General features: G+C 71.4%; 14 protein-coding genes. 10 read left to right on the top strand and 4 right to left on the bottom strand.

Translation table 11 applies throughout. The features are described 5' to 3' along the window. Positions 1 to 100 precede the first annotated feature (100 nt). Positions 101 to 805: a cutinase family protein gene (locus A5648_RS07435; RefSeq protein ID WP_064855373.1), complete on the bottom strand. Its 705-nt coding sequence runs from the start codon at positions 803 to 805 to the stop codon at positions 101 to 103. A 107-nt stretch (positions 806 to 912) separates the two neighbouring features. On the opposite strand from A5648_RS07435, the gene eccB reads away from it, so the two are divergent. Continuing rightward, positions 913 to 2,016 carry a type VII secretion protein EccB gene (gene eccB / locus A5648_RS07430; protein ID WP_065023930.1) on the top strand — a complete coding sequence of 368 codons (1,104 nt, stop codon included), beginning with the start codon at positions 913 to 915 and terminating at the stop codon, positions 2,014 to 2,016. Here the strand turns inward: eccB and mycP are convergent. Then, entirely contained in the window at positions 1,958 to 3,232 is a 1,275-nt protein-coding gene (mycP, locus tag A5648_RS07425; RefSeq protein WP_065023929.1) for a type VII secretion-associated serine protease mycosin, read from the bottom strand. The genes eccB and mycP overlap by 59 nt on opposite strands. A 3-nt stretch (positions 3,233 to 3,235) precedes the next feature. Further along, positions 3,236 to 4,351 carry an EsaB/YukD family protein gene (locus A5648_RS07420; protein ID WP_165607306.1) on the bottom strand — a complete coding sequence of 372 codons (1,116 nt, stop codon included), beginning with the start codon at positions 4,349 to 4,351 and terminating at the stop codon, positions 3,236 to 3,238. A gap of 119 nt (positions 4,352 to 4,470) precedes the next feature. On the opposite strand from A5648_RS07420, the gene eccCb reads away from it, so the two are divergent. Continuing rightward, positions 4,471 to 8,037, top strand: coding sequence for a type VII secretion protein EccCb (gene eccCb / locus A5648_RS07415; protein WP_065023927.1), 3,567 nt, complete (start codon positions 4,471 to 4,473; stop codon positions 8,035 to 8,037). Next, positions 8,034 to 9,197, top strand: coding sequence for a type VII secretion-associated protein (locus A5648_RS07410; protein ID WP_065023926.1), 1,164 nt, complete (start codon positions 8,034 to 8,036; stop codon positions 9,195 to 9,197). The genes eccCb and A5648_RS07410 overlap by 4 nt, the downstream gene beginning before the upstream one ends. 10 nt (positions 9,198 to 9,207) lie before the next feature. Here the strand turns inward: A5648_RS07410 and A5648_RS07405 are convergent, their stop codons facing one another. Next, positions 9,208 to 10,065 (bottom strand): helix-turn-helix transcriptional regulator, encoded by an 858-nt coding sequence (locus A5648_RS07405; RefSeq protein WP_065023925.1) that lies wholly within the window; start codon positions 10,063 to 10,065, stop codon positions 9,208 to 9,210. Positions 10,066 to 10,304: 239 nt separating this feature from the next. Between A5648_RS07405 and gjpA the strand changes: the two genes are divergently transcribed. From gjpA to glmM, 7 genes are all read left to right on the top strand, one after another. Then, positions 10,305 to 11,435 (top strand): outer membrane porin GjpA, encoded by a 1,131-nt coding sequence (gene gjpA / locus A5648_RS07400; protein ID WP_065023924.1) that lies wholly within the window; start codon positions 10,305 to 10,307, stop codon positions 11,433 to 11,435. Positions 11,436 to 11,494: 59 nt separating this feature from the next. Then, positions 11,495 to 14,047: a PGRS repeat-containing protein gene (locus A5648_RS24965; RefSeq protein WP_065023923.1), complete on the top strand. Its 2,553-nt coding sequence runs from the start codon at positions 11,495 to 11,497 to the stop codon at positions 14,045 to 14,047. Between the two features lie 137 nt (positions 14,048 to 14,184). Next, positions 14,185 to 14,511, top strand: a complete 327-nt coding sequence (locus A5648_RS07390; RefSeq protein ID WP_065023922.1) for a WXG100 family type VII secretion target — start codon at positions 14,185 to 14,187, stop codon at positions 14,509 to 14,511. 9 nt (positions 14,512 to 14,520) lie between these two features. Beyond that, positions 14,521 to 14,817 carry a WXG100 family type VII secretion target gene (locus tag A5648_RS07385; RefSeq protein ID WP_064855380.1) on the top strand — a complete coding sequence of 99 codons (297 nt, stop codon included), beginning with the start codon at positions 14,521 to 14,523 and terminating at the stop codon, positions 14,815 to 14,817. Positions 14,818 to 15,243: 426 nt separating this feature from the next. Then, positions 15,244 to 15,687 carry a 50S ribosomal protein L13 gene (rplM, locus tag A5648_RS07380; protein WP_064855383.1) on the top strand — a complete coding sequence of 148 codons (444 nt, stop codon included), beginning with the start codon at positions 15,244 to 15,246 and terminating at the stop codon, positions 15,685 to 15,687. After that, a complete protein-coding gene (gene rpsI / locus A5648_RS07375; RefSeq protein ID WP_065023921.1) occupies positions 15,684 to 16,196 on the top strand; it encodes a 30S ribosomal protein S9 in 513 nt (170 codons plus the stop codon). The genes rplM and rpsI overlap by 4 nt, the downstream gene beginning before the upstream one ends. A gap of 88 nt (positions 16,197 to 16,284) precedes the next feature. Next, positions 16,285 to 17,616 (top strand): phosphoglucosamine mutase, encoded by a 1,332-nt coding sequence (glmM, locus tag A5648_RS07370; protein ID WP_065023920.1) that lies wholly within the window; start codon positions 16,285 to 16,287, stop codon positions 17,614 to 17,616. The last annotated feature ends 13 nt before the right edge of the window (positions 17,617 to 17,629 follow it).

The following is a 17,629-nucleotide window of genomic DNA, read 5'->3' as shown; positions in this document are numbered from 1 at the left end:
GGCGAGCAGCACGACCGCGGTCAGGAGCCGGTATGCCTTCACAGCGACTGATAGTAGCGACGTAAAAACTTGACGGGCTAAATAAGAGCGTCGGTGCAGGTCAGCGGACCAGCGGTTCGACGTCGGGCACCGGCCCGGGAGCGCGCAGCCGGCCGGCGATGAAGTTGGCCGCCTGGCTGGTCAGCGCCGGGATGTAGCCGTCGGTGTGGTCGGTCCACTCGTTGCCTGGTCCCTCGTGGCAGATCGGGTCACCCGGGTTGCACAGGTCGAGGGCCTTGGCGCCGAACAGGGCGCTCTGCGCACTGATCGGGCCGCCGGTGCGGACGGCGGGGTTGCCGAACGCCACCACGGCCACCACCTGGTCGGCGTACTCGGCGGGCAGCTGGCTGCCCCAGCTGATACCGCCCACCTGGGTGCCGGTGACGATGTCGATCACCGAGGCGCCCTGCGAGTACCCGCCGAGCACCAACTGGGTGTCCGGGCATACGTCGGCGGCGGCCTTGACGCGGCGGATCACGTCATTGGCGCCGTCGCCGCCGCCCAGCTGCAGCCGGCCGGCGGGGTAGTTGACGCCGTACTCGTCGACCTTCTTCGAGGTCTGCTGGCGCAGCGAGTCGATCAGCGCGCGACCCACCCGGCCGACGCCGGGCGGCTCGCTGGTGCCGCGGGCGAAGATGACCTCGACGTCGGGGCAGTCGTAGGCGGCCGCCGACGGGATGGCATCAGGGGCCACGACCGGCACGGTCAGCAGTGCGCCGGCCATCAACGCCGCCGAGAAAATGCTGCTCAATCGAACAAAACGCATAGCGGAATGGTACCGAAGCCCGATTTCGGCGCGGACGGCCCTGTGGATGGTCGGAGGCCGCCGGGCCGCTGCCGGGGTTAGCGTCGTCGGCACGGGAACGGGGGCGCATGGCCGGGCGAACGACCACACAGCTACAGCTGCATGCGCACCGATTCAGCGCGCGCCGCATGGAGCGTGCGCTGCGGTGCGGCCAGGCGGCCGGCGGCCCCGCACCCGGGCGGGCCGGGCTGGCGCTGGGTTGCCTGCTCAGCGTGATCGTGGCGGCCGGCGCGGTGGTGCTGGCCATCGTGCGGCCGCAACCCGGCCTCGGTGATGCGCCGATCCTGCTGGACCGCGCCTCGGGCGCGCTGTATGTCCGGGTCGGCGACACGGTCCATCCGGTGTTCAACCTCGCCTCGGCCCGCCTGATCGCCGGTCCCGCCGACCCGCGGCCGGTAGCCGGCACCGAGATCGCAAAGGCCCGGCGCGGGCCACCGCTGGGCATCCCCGGCGCCCCCGGCGCACTCGGCGCAGCGGTGGCCGCGACCGAGACCTGGTCGCTGTGCGATGACCCGGCCGGCACCACCCTGGTCGTCGCGGCCGACCCGCCGCAATCCGCGCGTATCGACGCCGATGCGGCGGTGCCGGTCAGCGCGGAGTCCACCGCCACGTACCTGGTGCTGCGGGGCCAGCGGATTCCGGTCAACCCGGCTGATCCGAGCCTGGAATCTGCAGCGCCGCGGCGGGTCTCGGGTCTGCTGCTCACTGCGCTACCCGAGGCCCCGCCGGCAAAGGATTTCGACGGCCGCCTCGCCACGTTGCCCGCCGCCGCGGTGACGCTGTGCGCCCATTGGCGTGCCGACGATCCGGTCGGCATCACGCTGTCGGCCGGTGTCGGCTTGCCGCTGCCGGCGGGCGCGGCGACGACGGTGCTGGCCCAGGCCGACGGTCCCGGCCCCGCCCTCGATGCGGTCTCTCTGCCGCCGGGCCGCTGTGCCTACGTTCGGGCCGTCAGTGTGGCCGGTCGCCCCGCTGGTGCCGGCTACCTGATCACCGAGACCGGGGTGCGGTTCTCCGTCGACAATGCCGCCGCGGCACGCAGCCTGGGTCTGCCGGAGACGCCCGCCGGGGTGCCCTGGCCGATGCTCGCCGGGCTACCGGCCGGCCCACGGCTCAGTCGGGAGCAGGCGCTGCTGGCCCGCGACGTCGTGCTGCCGCCGCCCGGCCGGTGACCACCGCCAGCAGCAAGGCCAGCAGGACGGCGGTGCCGGTGATCGCGGTGCGCAGCCCGGCCGAAGCGGCGACGGGTTCGACGGCCGGCGGGGGTGGGGGTGCCGGTTCGGGCGCTCGGGCAACGGATGCGGGCTCAGCTATCTCCGAGCTGACCGCGGCCAGCGGATCGATCACCCCGGCGCCGACGACGTCGTCGCGCCCACCGGGCGGGTGGTGCGCGGTGGCCTTGATCCGGTCCATCACCTGCCGCGGCGTCCACGCCGGGAAGCGGGACCGGATCAGCGCCGCCACACCGCTGACCACCGGTGCGGCGAAACTGGTTCCGCCGGCGGTGGTCGCCATCGCGTCGCCGACGCTGCTCAGCGACAGCACCTTTTCGCCGGGTGCGGCCACGTCGACCCAGGGGCCGGCGCGGGTGAAGGCCGACGGTGCGCCGTCGGCGTCCACCGAGCCGACCGTCAGCACGTAGTCGTCGTACCAGGCCGGGCTGACGATCATCGGCCCGTCTTTAGCGCACCCGTCGTCGGTGTTGCCGGCCGCGGCGACCACGACGGTGTTCTTCGTCTCGACCGCGTAGGCCAGGGCGGCGCCGAGTGCCCGGTCGTCGAGGCCGGAGTTCACCGGCCGGCAGGCCACGGCCGAGATGTTGATCACCGACGCCCCCAAATCGGCCGCCGTACGCACCGCTTTCGCCAGCGTGTCGACGTCGCCGACACCCGCGGCGTCACCGACGGCGCCGAACCTGGTGCTGGACTGGCGGATACCGATCACCGTCGCCAGCGGCGCCACACCGCTGAACCGGTCGCCGGAATCGGTTGTGGCCCCGATGATCCCGGCGACCAGGGTGCCGTGGCCGTCGCAGTCCTGGGCGCCGTCGCCGGTGAACACGTAGTCGCCGCCGCCCACCAAACCGGGCAGCCGTCGATGCGGCGCCACCCCGGTGTCGATCACCGCCACCCGCTGCCCCGCCCCGCGGGTCAGCGCCCAGACCGCCGGCAGGTCCAGCCCGTCGAGCTGGTTCGGTGTCACCGCGGGATCCAGCGCCGGCACCGCGCACACCTGACGTTGCACGGTGGGATGCGCCGGTGCGGCCGGCGCCGCGGCCGGCAACCGCGAGCCGTCGATCGGCGGGGGTGCGACCGCGTTGGCCGGCGGCACGCCCGGGGTGGCCCCGGCGATCACCGCAGCGGCGATGGCGACCCGGGCGATCTGCACGCTTCAGCCCAGACTCAGTCCGCGGGCGGCGCCGTAAACCCCGCAGAGCCAGCAGGCCAGCGGCACCAGCGCGCCCAGCGCCAGGCTCTCCAGCACCTCGGCGCCGCGCCGGCCCAGCGGGGATGCCGGCGGTGCGGCGAAACCGGCAGTGATGGCGCCACCGGCCAGTGCCACCGCCACCGCGGCCGGCCATGGCCCCGAACCCGCTGTGAGAACCGCGATTCCGATGGTGGTGACACCGCCGGCCAGTAGTGCCGCGATCTGGCGGCTATCGCTGTGGGAGCGGGCCCGCAGTAACAGGGCGACGCCGGCCACGGCTGCGAATGCGACACCGACCGGCCGTGGGGCCGGTTGTCGGGCCGCGACGCCGAGGGAACCCAGGACCACCGCGGCTGCGGACGCGGCGACCAATCCGGTCAGCAGATCGTAGGCCTCGCGTGTCGGGCGCCGGGTCACCAGCGCGATCCGGCCCGCCATCCGGACCACACCGACCGCAACCGCCGTTCCCACCGCACCGGCCGCCTGCAGCGAGATGCCGGTTGCAGCACAAGCCATCCCGACGACAGCGGCGGCCACCGCCAACCCGGCCAAGCAGCACAACGTCGCGCGCACCGGCCCGCTACAGCCGCTCGACGGAACCGCAGCGGCAGCCACCGTCCCGGCCGCAGTGACGGCTAACAGGGCGTTCGGGGTGCCGGGCCCGCCCGGGACCGCCACGAAACCGGCAATCCCGGCCAGGCCGGACGCCGCCAGCGCGGCGGTGAGCCGGCGAGCAGCCGGCTTCCACGGGCTTAGCGCTTCCCGCACCGTAGCCACCACCTGCTCGGCGGGATCGTCGAAACGCGGTTCCGCCACAATGTCGCCCACCCGCGCCAACACCAGCACCGCGCCGTCGTGGATGCCCTGCTGCGCCAGCGTTTTCGAGGGGTCCAGCGGTGCCCGTCCGGGCAGACCGAGCCGGTACGGACGCAGGGCGTGCGGGCCGTCTCGGCGCGGCATGAGGTCGATGACGGAGGCGATCAGCGCTGCCACCGGCACCGCGGCCGGCAGTGCCAGATCGGCGCGACCGGTATCGGTGTGCACCGCGACCCGGCGCAGACCCGAATCCGCAATCGACACGCATCGCCTCCTCGTTTGCGCCTTCCGCTTGCGGGCACCGTAGCGCGATGGGGGCCGCGATGTTTTCGGTGTTCCACAGCTGACTTGCCGGTCCTTCGCCGGCTGTCTACGGTGTGCCGATGACCGCGCTGGGGCGCAATGCGGGCCCGCCGCCGGCACCGCCGGACGGTGAAATCGCAGTCGCCGCACCGCCGTCGGTGACGCTTCCGGATTCCGGCGTCCCGCTGGCCCGACTGCTGCCCGCCGTCATGGCGGTGGGGATGCTGGCGATGACCGCGGTCGTCTACCGCTCGGGCTCATCGGCGGCACGCAGCCCGGTGTTCGCGATGCTGCCGTTGATGATGCTGGCTTCCGCGGTGGCCGCGACGGTGGCCGGGCGGAACCGCGGGCCCAAGAACATCGACGACGCCCGCGAGGGTTACTTGGATTACCTTGCCGCGCTGCGTGAATCCGTGACCGACACCGCCGCCCGTCAGCGCTCGTTTCTGTGGTGGGCGCATCCGGAGCCGGATGCGCTTTGGCTGCTGGCCGGCAGCGCCCGGATGTGGGAGCGCCGGCCCGGCGACGCGGACTTCGGCTGCGTCAGGGTCGGGATCGGTCCGACCGGCCTGGCCACCCGGCTGGTCCCGCCGCCGCAGGATCCGGCGCGACGCATCGACCCGGTCACCGACACCGCACTGCGGCGCTTCCTCGAGACCCACGCGACGGTGCCCGAGGTGCCGATCACGGTGCCGCTGCTGGGCGCGGGGCCGCTGCTGCTGGACGGCGACGCCGACGCGGCGCGTGGCCTGCTGCGCGCGATGATCTGCCAGCTGGCGATGCTGCACGGCCCGGATGGGCTGCGGATCGCCGCAGTCACCGATGCACCCGACCACTGGGACTGGCTGAAATGGCTTCCACACCATCAGAATCCGTCGGACACCGACGCCACCGGGCCGCTCCGGCTGACTTGCCCCAGCTTGGCTGCCGCTGAGGCCGCGCTAGCCGGCCGACGGGCGGTGGTGATCAGCGACAGCACGGGCGCAGGCCTTTCGGTGGCCGAGGCCGGTACCGCCGGCACCGCGCGACGGCTCACGGTGACCGCGACGGCGCTGAGCGACCCCGAGGGCGCCCGGCCTGACTTCCTCGGTATCGCCGACGCGGTGGTATGCGCGCAGCGGCTGGCCGGTCAGCGAGCGAACGCAGCCGGCGGCGGGAGGCCGGCGGACTGGGCGCAGTTGCTGCGTATTGGCGATATCGACCGCTACGAGCCGGCCGGCGGTTGGGCTGGCGCACCGTCGCAGCGGCTGTGCGTTCCGATCGGTACCGACCCGAACGGAAACGTAGTGCGGCTGGACATCAAGGAGGCCGCCGAGCGGGGCAGCGGGCCGCACGGGCTGTGCATCGGCGCCACCGGCTCGGGCAAATCGGAGTTTCTGCGCACCCTGGTGCTCGGCATGACGGTCCGGCATTCACCGGAGGACCTGAACCTGGTGCTGGTCGACTTCAAAGGGGGCGCAACGTTTCTCGGGTTCGAGCAGACCCGGCATGTCTCCGCGGTGATCACCAATCTCGCCAATGAGGCGCCGCTGGTGGAGCGGATGCGTGACGCGCTGGCCAGTGAGATGCGCCGACGCCAGGAACTGCTGCGGGCCACGGGCGTTGCCGGCATCAGCAGCTACGGCCAGGCCCGGCAGGCCTCAGGCATGGCGCTGCCGGCCCTGCCGGCGCTGCTCGTCATCGTCGACGAATTCTCCGAACTGCTCGACCAACACCCCGATTTCATCGACACGTTCCTCGCGATCGGCCGGTTGGGGCGCTCGCTGGGGATTCACCTGCTGCTGGCCAGCCAGCGCCTCGAGGAGGGCAGGTTGCGAGGGTTGGAATCGCACCTGTCTTACCGGGTGTGCCTTAAGACGGTGTCGGCCGCCGAGTCCCGGCTGGTGCTCGGGGTGGCAGACGCCCGTGAGTTGCCCAACATTCCCGGGGCGGGGGTCCTCCGTACCGCCGACGGCGAGCTGACGCGATTCCAGGCGGCCTACGTCTCCGGCGGGTGTCCCGCTGCCCGGCCGGCTCCGCGCGAAGCGTTGTGGTTCACCGCGGTGCCGAGCGGCCCGATTGGGGTGGTGCCCGCGGCGGCCGGGCGCACCGTGCTCGAGGCGATCCTGCAGCGGATCTCCGGCCACGGCCCGGCGGCCCGGCAGGTGTGGTTGCCTCCGTTGGGGGCCTCGCCGGCGCTGGGCGCGCTGCTCGAAGGCGAGTATCCCGCGCTGAGCGTGCCGATCGGAATCGTCGACCGGCCCTTCGAGCAACGGCGCACCCCGCTGTCGGTCCACCTCGAGGGTGCCGGCGGGCATGTCGCCGTCGTCGGTGCGCCCCGGTCGGGTAAGTCGACGACACTGGCCACGCTGATCGCCGCGCTGAGTGCGACGCACGACGCGTCCCGAGTGGGGTTCTACTGCTTGGACTTCGGAGGCGGCACCCTCTCCGAGCTGGGTTGGCTGCCGCAGGTGGGGTCGGTGGCCGGTCGTGGCCAGCCCGACCTGGTGCGGCGCACGATCGCCGAGATGGAGGCGATCGTGCAGCGAAGGGAGGCGGCCGGCGGTGCTTGCGACGGCGGCCCGGCCCGCGACGTGTTCCTGGTGATCGACGGGTGGGCGGGCCTGTGCCAAGAGTTCGATGTGGAGTCAGCGATCACCGCTCTGGCCGGTCGCGGCCTGTCCTTTCGGGTGCACGTGGTGCTCTCGGCGTCGCGGTGGGCCGAAGTGCGGCCCGCATTGCGCGATCTGATCGGTACCCGCATCGAGCTGCGGCTGGGAGATCCGGCCGAATCCGAGCTGGATCGGCGCCAAGCCCATCGGGTACCCCGTGACCGGCCCGGCCGCGGCCTGACACCGGAGGGTCTGCACATGCTGGTAGCGCTCCCGCATGAATGGGAGCCGTTGCAGCACAATGGTTATGCGGTACCGCCGATTCCGCTGCTGCCGGAGCGGGTCGAGCGAGCTGAACTGGTTGTCTCCGCCGGTGACCAGCCGGTGCTGGGAGCCGACGAACGCGGACCCGTCACAGTCGATTTCGCTCGGCAACCGCACCTGCTGATCCTGGGCGACAACGAGTGCGGCAAGTCCACCGTGTTGCGCACATTGTGCCGAGAACTGGTGCGCACGCACACCCCCGAGCAGGCGCAGCTGTTGGTGGTCGACTATCGGCGCAGCCTGCTCGGTGTCGTCGACGTCGGCCACCTGGCCGGCTACGCGATGTCAGCCACAGCGTGCTCAGCGCTGCTACCGGCGGTGATCGAGCGCGTGGCCGGGCGGATGCCCGGGCCGGACGTCAGCCCACAGCAACTGCGCGACCGGTCATGGTGGCGCGGCCCGCAGATCTACATCCTGGTCGACGACTACGACCTGGTGGCCACCGCCGCCGGCAACCCGCTGACACCGCTGCTGGAATACCTGCCTCAGGCAGGCGATCTCGGACTGCACCTGGTGGTGGCCCGCCGCAGCGGCGGAGCGGCGCGGTCGATGTACGAGCCGGTGCTGGCCGCACTGCATGACCTGGGCGCGATGGGCCTGGTGATGAGCGGCGACCCCGCCGACACCCCGCTGATCGGTTCGGTGCGGCCGAGACCGCTGCCGCCCGGGCGCGCCACCTTGGTCACCCGGTCCGGCGGTGAGCGGCCGATCCAGGTGGCCTGGGAGCCGTGACGCACCGCGCCGTCATCGAGGTCGGCCCCGCGACCATCCGCAGATTATGTTGCGGCGCAGGAGAACCGACCGACGCCTCGGCGGCCTTGGAGGAGTGGATCGATGAGCCGGTCGCGCTGGTCGACGGGGAGCCGGTCGAGGTGGCGGAGCTGCTGCGCAGTGTGCTGGCCTGCCCGGCGGCCGCCGAGTCGATCGAGATCATCCACCCGTCGTGGTGGCCGGCCCGGCGGGTGGAACGGGTGATAGCAGCCGCGCGCGGCCTGGCCGAGGGCGTCGTAACCCGGCCCCGCGCGCGCTTGCTGTCGGACACCTTCGCGGCTGCGGCGGTCGTTGAGATCGCCACTCAACTGGTCGCCGTCACCGCCGCTGGAATCACCGCCGAGCCGCGGATCGGCTCACCCGACGAGGTGGCCGCGGCGGTGGCGCGCCGGGTCAGGGCGGCGGTCCCGGATCGCGGCGCCGCGGTGCTGATCGACGTGGCCGCCGCGGTGGGCGGGGCCGGTGTACTGGCCGAGCTGATCGCCGAAAAGCTGGGGGGTGCAGCGCAGGTGACGGTGGTCGACGCGCTGCCGGCGGTTCGGGTCGTCGAACCCGCCGCGACCCCGGAGCCCGCCCCGGCCCGTCCCGACCGCCGCCGACGGCTGGCGCCGGCCGTCGTGGTCGCGGTGGGTGTCGTCGCACTGGGCCTAGGGGTTGATCACGACCCGCCCCGGGAAGCCCCGGCGGTGACCAACCTGATCGAGGGCCGGGTGACCGTGCAGGTGCCGGCGGACTGGTCGCTGCGCCGCGTCACCGCCGGACCCGGATCGGCCCGGATGGAGGTGGTGTCCCCGAACGAGCCACAGCTGATGCTGCACGTCACGCAGGCGCCGGCCGCCGGCGAAACCCTGTCCGCCATCGCCGAACCCCTGCAGCTGGCCATGAAACTCGCCGACGTCGAAACCCCAGGCGTCTTCGTCGATTTCGACCCGTCCGGCAGCAGCGCGGGCCGGCCCGCGGTGACCTACCGGGAGGTTCGTGCCGACCATCAGGTCGACTGGACGGTGCTGGTCGACCGTGCCGTGCGGATCGGCATCGGCTGTCAGAGCGGACCCGGCGGCGACGACGTCCTGCGCCCGGTGTGCGAGCAGGCGGTGCGTTCGGCGCACGCCGTCACCTGAGGTAATGAGATCACCGGCAGGAAGGTGTCTTTCGCCACTGACTGGGTGTGGTGCCGTGTGCCTGCCGGAACTGCCGGGTGAAGTAGGCCGCATCGGGCAGACCGACCCGTTCGCCGATCTCGGTGATGGGCAGCCGGGTGTCGCTCAGAAGGCGGCGGGCTTCGCCCATGCGGCGTTCGGTGATCCACTCCACCACGGTGCGTCCGGTGCGGCGACGCACGACGGTCGTCAGATGCCCCGCCGAGACCGAAACCTCACGCGCCACTTCGCGCAGCGACAGCGGCTCGCTGTAGCGCCGGTCGATCGTCGCGAACACGTCGGCCAGCAGCGGTTCGTCGCCGAGGCGCTGCTCGCCGACCGTCTCGCCGGCCGCTCGGGTGAGGATGATCAGCAGGAGGGTCAGCAGGGCCGACACCGCTTCGCGGTGTCCTTCCCGCCGGTTCGCCAGTTCAGTTTTCAGCGCATCGAGGGTGGCGATGAACGACGGAAGGTCGACGGCGGGCACCTCCAAACGCAGCAGCCCTCCGTCCCGCTCGTGCAGGAACAGCCGCAACAGGGGATGTGATTGCCAGGTCAGCCAGGGCGAAGCCCCGTCGCCGCCGACCGCTGACGGATCGAAGAACACCGCGACACCGTCGTCGGTGCTTTCCACTGCCGCTGGACCGACGGTGGCGCCCATGGCGACCACGTAAACGACGCCATTTCCCCGGTCGCACCACAGGGCCGGGAAGTTGTGGATCTGTCCGTGCTCGGACAGCATTTCCTGCCCGACCCGGGCGACCACCACCGGCGGCGTATGGGGATCGATCGGGTACTCGTAGACCTTCACTCCGGCGCGCTGACGCACCAACCGGGCAGTACGACGCATGGCGCCGACGATAGTCCAAACTTGCGAAAAAACGTCCTAACTTCGCGACAAAACGATGCATAGCCTTAACGTGTGCTGATAACGACAGATCGCATCACCTGGGGATTCAGGAGTCGTAACGGTTTTGCGGTTGATGTCCCCTGGTCCACATCTGAGAGACACCCATGACGCTTTCCCGAACGTCAATTAGCGCCCAGCCCCGCCCCTTGGCAGCCGCCACAACCTTGAGGAGATATCCCTTGCGCACAGCAATCCGCCCCTATGCCACCGCCGGTGTCGCGCTCGTGGGCGCCGGCCTGATCGCCGCCACCCCGGTGGTCGCCCCGCTGCCCCAGACCGGCATGGTGCGCGATGTCGCACTGACCGCCACCAGCGCCTGGGATGCGGTGTTCAACGCCGCGCAGCAGAACATGACCCAGATCATGAACAACTACTACCTGGCGCCCGGGGTCGCGTTTCAGCAGCTCATGGCCAACCAGAACGACTACGCCCAGCAGCTGCTCGATGACCCGACGAACCTCACCTACGTCACCGAGCAGATCCGCCACAATCTGGATGCCCTGCTGACGGGGTACACGCTGAGCAACCCCAGCCAGGAAACCCTGGAAATCGTCATGAGCCACACCCTGGCCGCCGGCGACTCCTCGACGTTCGCGATGGGCTGGTACGACCTGTTCGCCGGGCCGTTGTCGTCGATCGCGGGTGGGATGTTCCCGGCGGAGATCATGCCGATGGTCCACTTCTTGTCCTCGCCGCTGAGTGGGCTGATCATGGGCTCGTTGGGGCCGTGGATCGCCTCGGGGGTCGCGCTGCTCAACAGCATTACTGAGGGTGACAGCTTCTCGGACACGTTGGCCAATGTGTTCGGTGCGTCGCTCAACGGTGCGACGTTGAACCTGGACAGCCTGCTGCCGATGATCAACGAGGCGGCCGCTGGCAGCGGGATGCTGCCCGACGGTATGGGGATCGGGCATCTGGACATTGCGTTCGGAGGGTGGTTGACCGCCGGGCATGTGGCCATCGACCCGTACCAGGTGTTGGGTGCCAATGGCGAGGTGGTGGCCGAGACGCCGGCGGTGGGTGGGTCGATCCTCAACAGCGTCGGTATCGAGCTCACCGGTGTCCCGGTGCTGGGCGCCCTCGACATCGAGAGCAATGCGATCGGTCCGTGGGGGGCGATGCTGGGCCTGGGGCAGACCATCGGTGCGCTGTTGGGTTCAGGCTGGGACGGCAAGGGCGCGGTGCCGGTGACCCCGCCGCTGGCCGGCAGCGACCTGCCGCTGATCCCCACCGACCTCGACGACGGTGGTGCCGGTGGCGCCATGGGCACCGACGTGTTCGCGGACCTGCTGGCCGGCTGGGGTCTGTAAGACCGCCGGCCAGATCGAACCTTTCCCCACCCGACATTTCACACGAGAGGCATTCACACATGACTCACCGCAAGCGCAACCGGATGATCGGTGCCAGCGGCACCGCCGCGGCGTTCCTGGCGTTCGGCATGACGCCACTGGCGCCAGCGCCGGCCGCTCAGGCCGACTTCTTCGAAGACCTGTTCAGTTTCGACTGGATGGTCCCGGCCGCCGACGTCGACGTCGCCGGCTCAGCCGACGCATTCGACCTGTCCGGTCTGATGGGCGACTTCAACGCGGTCACGATGTTCGACCAGCTGTTCTACGCTCCGATGCACATGCTGACGCAGGCCTGGATCGAGAACCCGTTCGGTGAGATGGTCAACGGCGCCATCAACTCCATGGCCGGGGAGTACCTGATCGGCAACGGTATCGACGGCACAGCCGACGCCCCCGACGGTGGCCATGGCGGGTTGTGGTTCGGCGACGGCGGCGACGGCTGGTCCAGCGATGTGGCCGGGGAGGCCGGCGGCAACGGCGGCAACGCCATCGGCTTCGGCAACGGCGGTGACGGCGGTGACGGCGGTGCGGGTGCCGCCGGCGGCAATGGCGGCATCGGCGGCACCTGGATGGGCCACGGGGGCGACGGCGGAGCCGGCGGCGCGGCGACTGTGGCGGGCGGCTTCGGTGGCGCCGGCGGCGATGGCGGTGCGGCAATGGCGTGGATGTTCGGCAACGGCGGAGCAGGCGGTTCCGGCGGCGCCGGCATGGACGGCACCCAGAATGTCACCGGCACCGGCATGAGCGGGGGCCAAGGCGGCAACGGTGGTAATGGCGGGGTCAGCGGATACCTTCTCGGCAACGGCGGCAAGGGCGGCGCTGGCGGCGCGGCCGGCAACGGTGGCAACGGTGCGACCGGTGACACCGACGGGCTGGCCGGTGGTGTTGGTGGCCGCGGCGGTGCGGGGGGCCTGGGTGGTGCCCGCGGTTCCCACTTCTATGGCGCCGCGTTCTACGGCGGCGCCGGCCAAGCCGGCGACGGCGGGAACGGCGGCAACGGCGGCGCCGGCGGCGAGGCTGCCACCGACGCCGGTGGTCACTTCCTCGGTAACGGTGGCATCGGCGGCATCGGCGGTGACGGCGGCGCCGGCTACGCCGGTGGCGACGGCGGCAACAGCGGTGACGGCGGCGACGGCATCAACGGCGGCCACGCCGGCGGCTGGGGCGGCAGCGGTGGCAATTCCCTCGCTGACAACGCGGGCGGCACCGGCGGCAACGGCGGGGTCGGTGGGGATGCCACCGGTGCGGTCGGGGTGACCGGCACTGCAGGCAACGGCGGCTCCGGCGGCCAGGGTGGCTACGGCAGTGACGCCGAGGGCGGGCGCGGCGGAGACGCCGGGCAGGCCGGCGCCGGCGGCAACGGCGCCACCACCGACGACACCATCAAGACCATTGGCGGGCGCGGTGGCTACGGCGGCGGCGGTGGTAACGGCCATACCGCCGGTGCCAGCACGGACGGCGCGGCCGGCGGCACCGGCACCTTCAAGGGCGGCGACGGCGGCGGCGGTGGCAATGGCGCCCGCGGCCTCGACGGCGGGAGCGGTGGCAACGGCGCCGACGGCACCGCCGCCACCGGCTGGAAGGACGCCGACGGCACCATCTGGAGCATCGGCGGCAACGGCGGCCTCGGCGGCAGCGGCGGCCAGACCAGCGGAAACATGCTCACTGGCGGCACCGGCTCCGGCGGCGACGGCGGCCAGGGCGGCAACGGTGCCGACGGTTTGACCGGCCCCGGCGTGGTTAGCATCGGCGGCAACGGCGGCCAGGGCGGCAACGGTGCCGCGGGTAGCGGCGCCGACGGCGGTGCCGGTGGTGGTGGTGGTGCCGGTGGTGACGGCACCGCCTCCGGCGGTAATGGCGGTAACGGCGGCGGCGGCGGCACTTCGGACACCACCGGAAGCGCCGGAGTCGGCGGGGCGGGCGGTAACGGCGGCAACAGCGGCGGCATCGAAACCCCCACCAACACCCTCGGCATCGGGCCCAGCCACGCCGGCAACGGCGGCAACGGCGGGGCCGGCACCACTTCCTACGGCGGCCCCAGCAGCGTCGGTGGCGCCGGTGGCAACGGCGGCAACGGCGCTGGCGACGTCAACGGCGGCAACGGCGGCACCGGCGGAACCGGTGGTCGCGGCGGTTACGGCGCCGAGGGATCGACCGGTAACAACCCGCTCACGGGGGCCCCCGGCAAGGTGGCCGGCGGCGACGGCGGCAACGGCGACACCGGCGGTGCCGGCGGCCAGGGCGGCAACGGCGGCAGCTCGGAGAACGGTGTCGGCGGCAACGCCGGCAACGGCGGCAAGGGCGGTGACGCCGGCCAGGGCGGCAACGGCGGTGCCGGCGGCATCGACCCCGCCACCGGTGCCGGCCTCGCCGGCGGTAACGGCGGCAACGGTGGCAACGGCGCGGCCGGAGGCGCGGCCGGGCAGGCCGGGCAGGGCGGGGCCGGTAGCGGCGCTGCGGGTTCGGTGGGTGCAGGCGGTGCAGGCGGTGCCGCCGGAGCCGGTGGCACCGGGGGCCCCGGTGACCCCGTCGGTGCTGACGGCAACCCCGGCACCCCGGGCAACCCCGGCTAGCCAGCATTTTCTCGGCACGGTCGCCGGGTCCCTCACGGGGCCCGGCGACCGTGTTTTTGTGCTCGCAACCGGAGGGAACCGAACCCGGCCTATCGCCGTCGAACTACATAACAACCGACAACCGATACGGGGGAGATGTGAGCACACCCGCAGCCACCAACACACTCAGCGCCGACTTCGACGTCATGCTCGCTGTCGCGGCGGCCACCGACGCCCGCAACGAGGAGATCCGGGGAATGCTGCAAGCGTTCGTCGGCCGGATGCGGGCCGTGCCGCCGTCGGTCTGGTCGGGAATGGCAGCAGCCCGGTTCCAGGATGTCCTGGACCGCTGGAACACCGAATCGCTGAGCTTGCATCACGCGCTGGCGCGCATCGCCGAGACCATTCGCCACAATGAGCGCGCATTGCGGGAGGTGGCCGAGACCCACTCGCACCACATCGCCGCCGCCGGCGACGGTATCTGAGGGGCGGTCATGGCCGCGGCATTGTCGTACAACTTCGAGGAAATCGAATACGCCGTCCGTCAGGAGATCCACTCCACGGCCAGCCGGCTCAACGGCGCGCTGGAACAGCTGCGGTCGCAGATCGCACCGCTGCAGCAGGTGTGGACCCGGGAGGCGGCCGGTGCCTACCACGCCGAGCAGCTGCGATGGCAGCAGGCCGTGGACGCACTCAACCAGATCCTGTTCGCCTTGGGTAGCGCGGTGCGCGACGGCGCAGCTGACGTCGCCGACGCCGACCGGCGCGCGGCGGGAACTTGGGGGCGGTAGGAGAGACCACCCCCGGGTAACGGTGTGGCCCCGATGGAGGAGAGCCGTCGGGGCCACACCGGCTCCCGCCTTGGCTGGGGTGCACCGTTGATGTCAAGGAACAACAGCAACGCGCCGACATCACGTTTGACCGTCTCGCGGCAGCTGACCCAAATGTCGCGCTGACGCTGGTGTCCGAAGATGACTCCGTCGTGCGGCGCCGTCCTGCCACGCGCACCGCACAACGGTCCACTGCCCCGTTTTGACCTGCCCGGATACCCGCCGGTAAGCTGCTCCGTTGGCGTGCGGTGCCGTCTTGGCACAGCGGGTCCTCGGGTCACTGTCGGTCGCCGAGAATCACCCCCGCCGTTCACGCTGGACCGGCACCCGGCTCGCTCCGGGATCCGCACAACCGGGTAGCAACCCGAATTACGAGAGGTAAACGCTGTGCCCACCTATACGCCGAAGGCGGGTGACACCACGCGGTCGTGGTACGTCATCGACGCCACCGACGTGGTGCTCGGCCGGCTCGCCGTTGCGGCAGCAAATCTGCTGCGCGGCAAGCACAAGCCGACGTTCACGCCCAATGTCGACGGTGGTGACTTCGTCATCATCATCAACGCTGACAAGGTCGCCATCAGCGGCAACAAACTGCAGAAGAAGATGGCTTACCGCCACTCGGGCTACCCGGGCGGGCTGCGCAAGCGCAGCATCGGTGAGCTGATGGAGACCCGTCCCGACCGTGTCGTGGAGAAGGCGATCCTCGGGATGATCCCGCACACCAAGCTGGGGCGTCAGATTCAGCGCAAGCTGCACGTCTACGCCGGGCCGGTGCATCCGCACACCGCCCAGCAGCCGGTCCCGTACGAAATCAAGCAGGTGACGCAATGACCGAGACGGCAATCGAGGGCACCGAGGCCATTGAGCCCACTGAGCCCACCGAGACGGTTGAGGTCGAGGAGACCGCAGAGGTGCAGGCCGAGGCCGCACCGAGCTACGAGCCGCACGACCTGGGCCGTCCCATCCAGACCGTCGGTCGCCGCAAGGAGGCCGTGGTGCGGGTGCGCCTGGTGCCCGGCACCGGCAAGTTCAACCTGGACGGGCGGACCCTGGAGGCCTACTTCCCGAACAAGGTGCACCAGCAGCTCATCAAGGCTCCGCTGGTCACCGTGGACCGGCTGGAAAGCTTCGACGTTTACGCCCACCTCGACGGCGGCGGCCCCTCCGGCCAGGCCGGCGCGCTGCGGCTGGCCCTGGCCCGCGCCCTGATCCTGGTGCAGCCGGAGGACCGGCCGGCGCTGAAGAAGGCCGGCTTCTTGACCCGTGACCCGCGGGCCACCGAGCGCAAGAAGTACGGACTGAAGAAGGCCCGCAAGGCGCCTCAGTACAGCAAGCGCTGATCGTTCTGGCAGCGAGCGTGCGTGGAAACGGTCCCACACCGGCGTGTCGGACCGGGAACACGCACGCTCGCGGCGATAAAGGATAGTTATGGGTCGACTTTTCGGCACCGACGGCGTCCGTGGGGTCGCCAACCGCGAATTGACCGCGGAACTGGCCATGGCGCTGGGCAGTGCGGCGGCCCAGCGGCTGTCCACCGGCACCGAGCGTCGGGTTGCCGTCGTGGGTCGCGACCCGCGGGCCAGCGGCGAGATGCTGGAAGCCGCGGTCATCGCCGGGCTGACCAGCCAAGGCGTAGATGCACTGCGGACCGGTGTGCTGCCCACACCCGCGGTGGCCTACCTGACCAGTGCTTATGAAGCCGACTTCGGGGTAATGATCTCCGCGTCGCACAACCCGATGCCCGACAACGGCATCAAGTTCTTCGGCCCGGGCGGCCACAAACTCGACGACGCCACCGAGGACCAGATCGAGGACCTGGTCGCCGCCGGGCCGGGGCTGCGACCGGTCGGCGCCGAGCTGGGCCGGGTGGTGGACGCCAAGGACGCCCTGGACTGCTACTTGCGCCACCTCGGCGAAACCCACCGCACCCGGCTGGACGGGCTGACCGTGGTGGTGGACTGCGCCCACGGCGCAGCGTTCCAGACGGCGCCGCGGGCCTACCGGGCCGCCGGTGCCACCGTGATCGCGATCAACGCCGATCCCGACGGGCTCAACATCAACGACGGCTGCGGCTCGACGCACCTGGAACCGCTGCGGGCGGCGGTGCTCGCGCACGGCGCGGACCTGGGCCTGGCCCACGACGGCGACGCCGACCGGTGCCTGGCCGTGGATGCCGCCGGTGAGGTCATCGACGGCGACGCCATCATGGTCGTGCTGGCGCTGGCCATGCGCGACGCCGGTGAACTGGCCGGCGACACCCTGGTCACGACGGTGATGAGCAATCTCGGTCTGCACCTGGCGATGCGCGAGGCGGGCATCGAGGTGCGCACCACCGACGTCGGCGACCGCTACGTGCTCGAACAGCTTCGGGCCGGCGGTTTCACCCTCGGCGGTGAACAGTCCGGCCACATCGTGCTGCCCAAAGTTGCCACCACCGGCGACGGCATCGTCACCGGCCTGCGCCTGATGGCACGGATGGCGCAGACCGGCATCCCGCTGGCCGGTTTGGCCTCGGCGATGCGCACGCTGCCGCAGGTGCTGATCAACGTCGAAGTCACCGACAAGGCTGCCGCGATGAGCCGGCTGGCGGTGCGCACCGCACTGCAGCGCGCCGAGGAGGAGCTCGGCGAGACCGGCCGAATCCTGTTGCGGCCCTCCGGGACCGAGCCGCTGATTCGAGTGATGGTGGAAGCGGCCGACGAAGACACCGCGCGCCAGATCGCGCTCGGTGTCGCCGAAACGGTACGCAGCCGACACTGAGCTGAATTCGGCG

Origin of the sequence: Mycolicibacter sinensis, assembly GCF_001673565.1 — a bacterium.
GTDB lineage: Bacteria > Actinomycetota > Actinomycetes > Mycobacteriales > Mycobacteriaceae > Mycobacterium > Mycobacterium sinense_C.
Note: the sequence above shows the minus strand (reverse complement) of the source record. Positions and strands in the feature narration are given on the sequence as shown.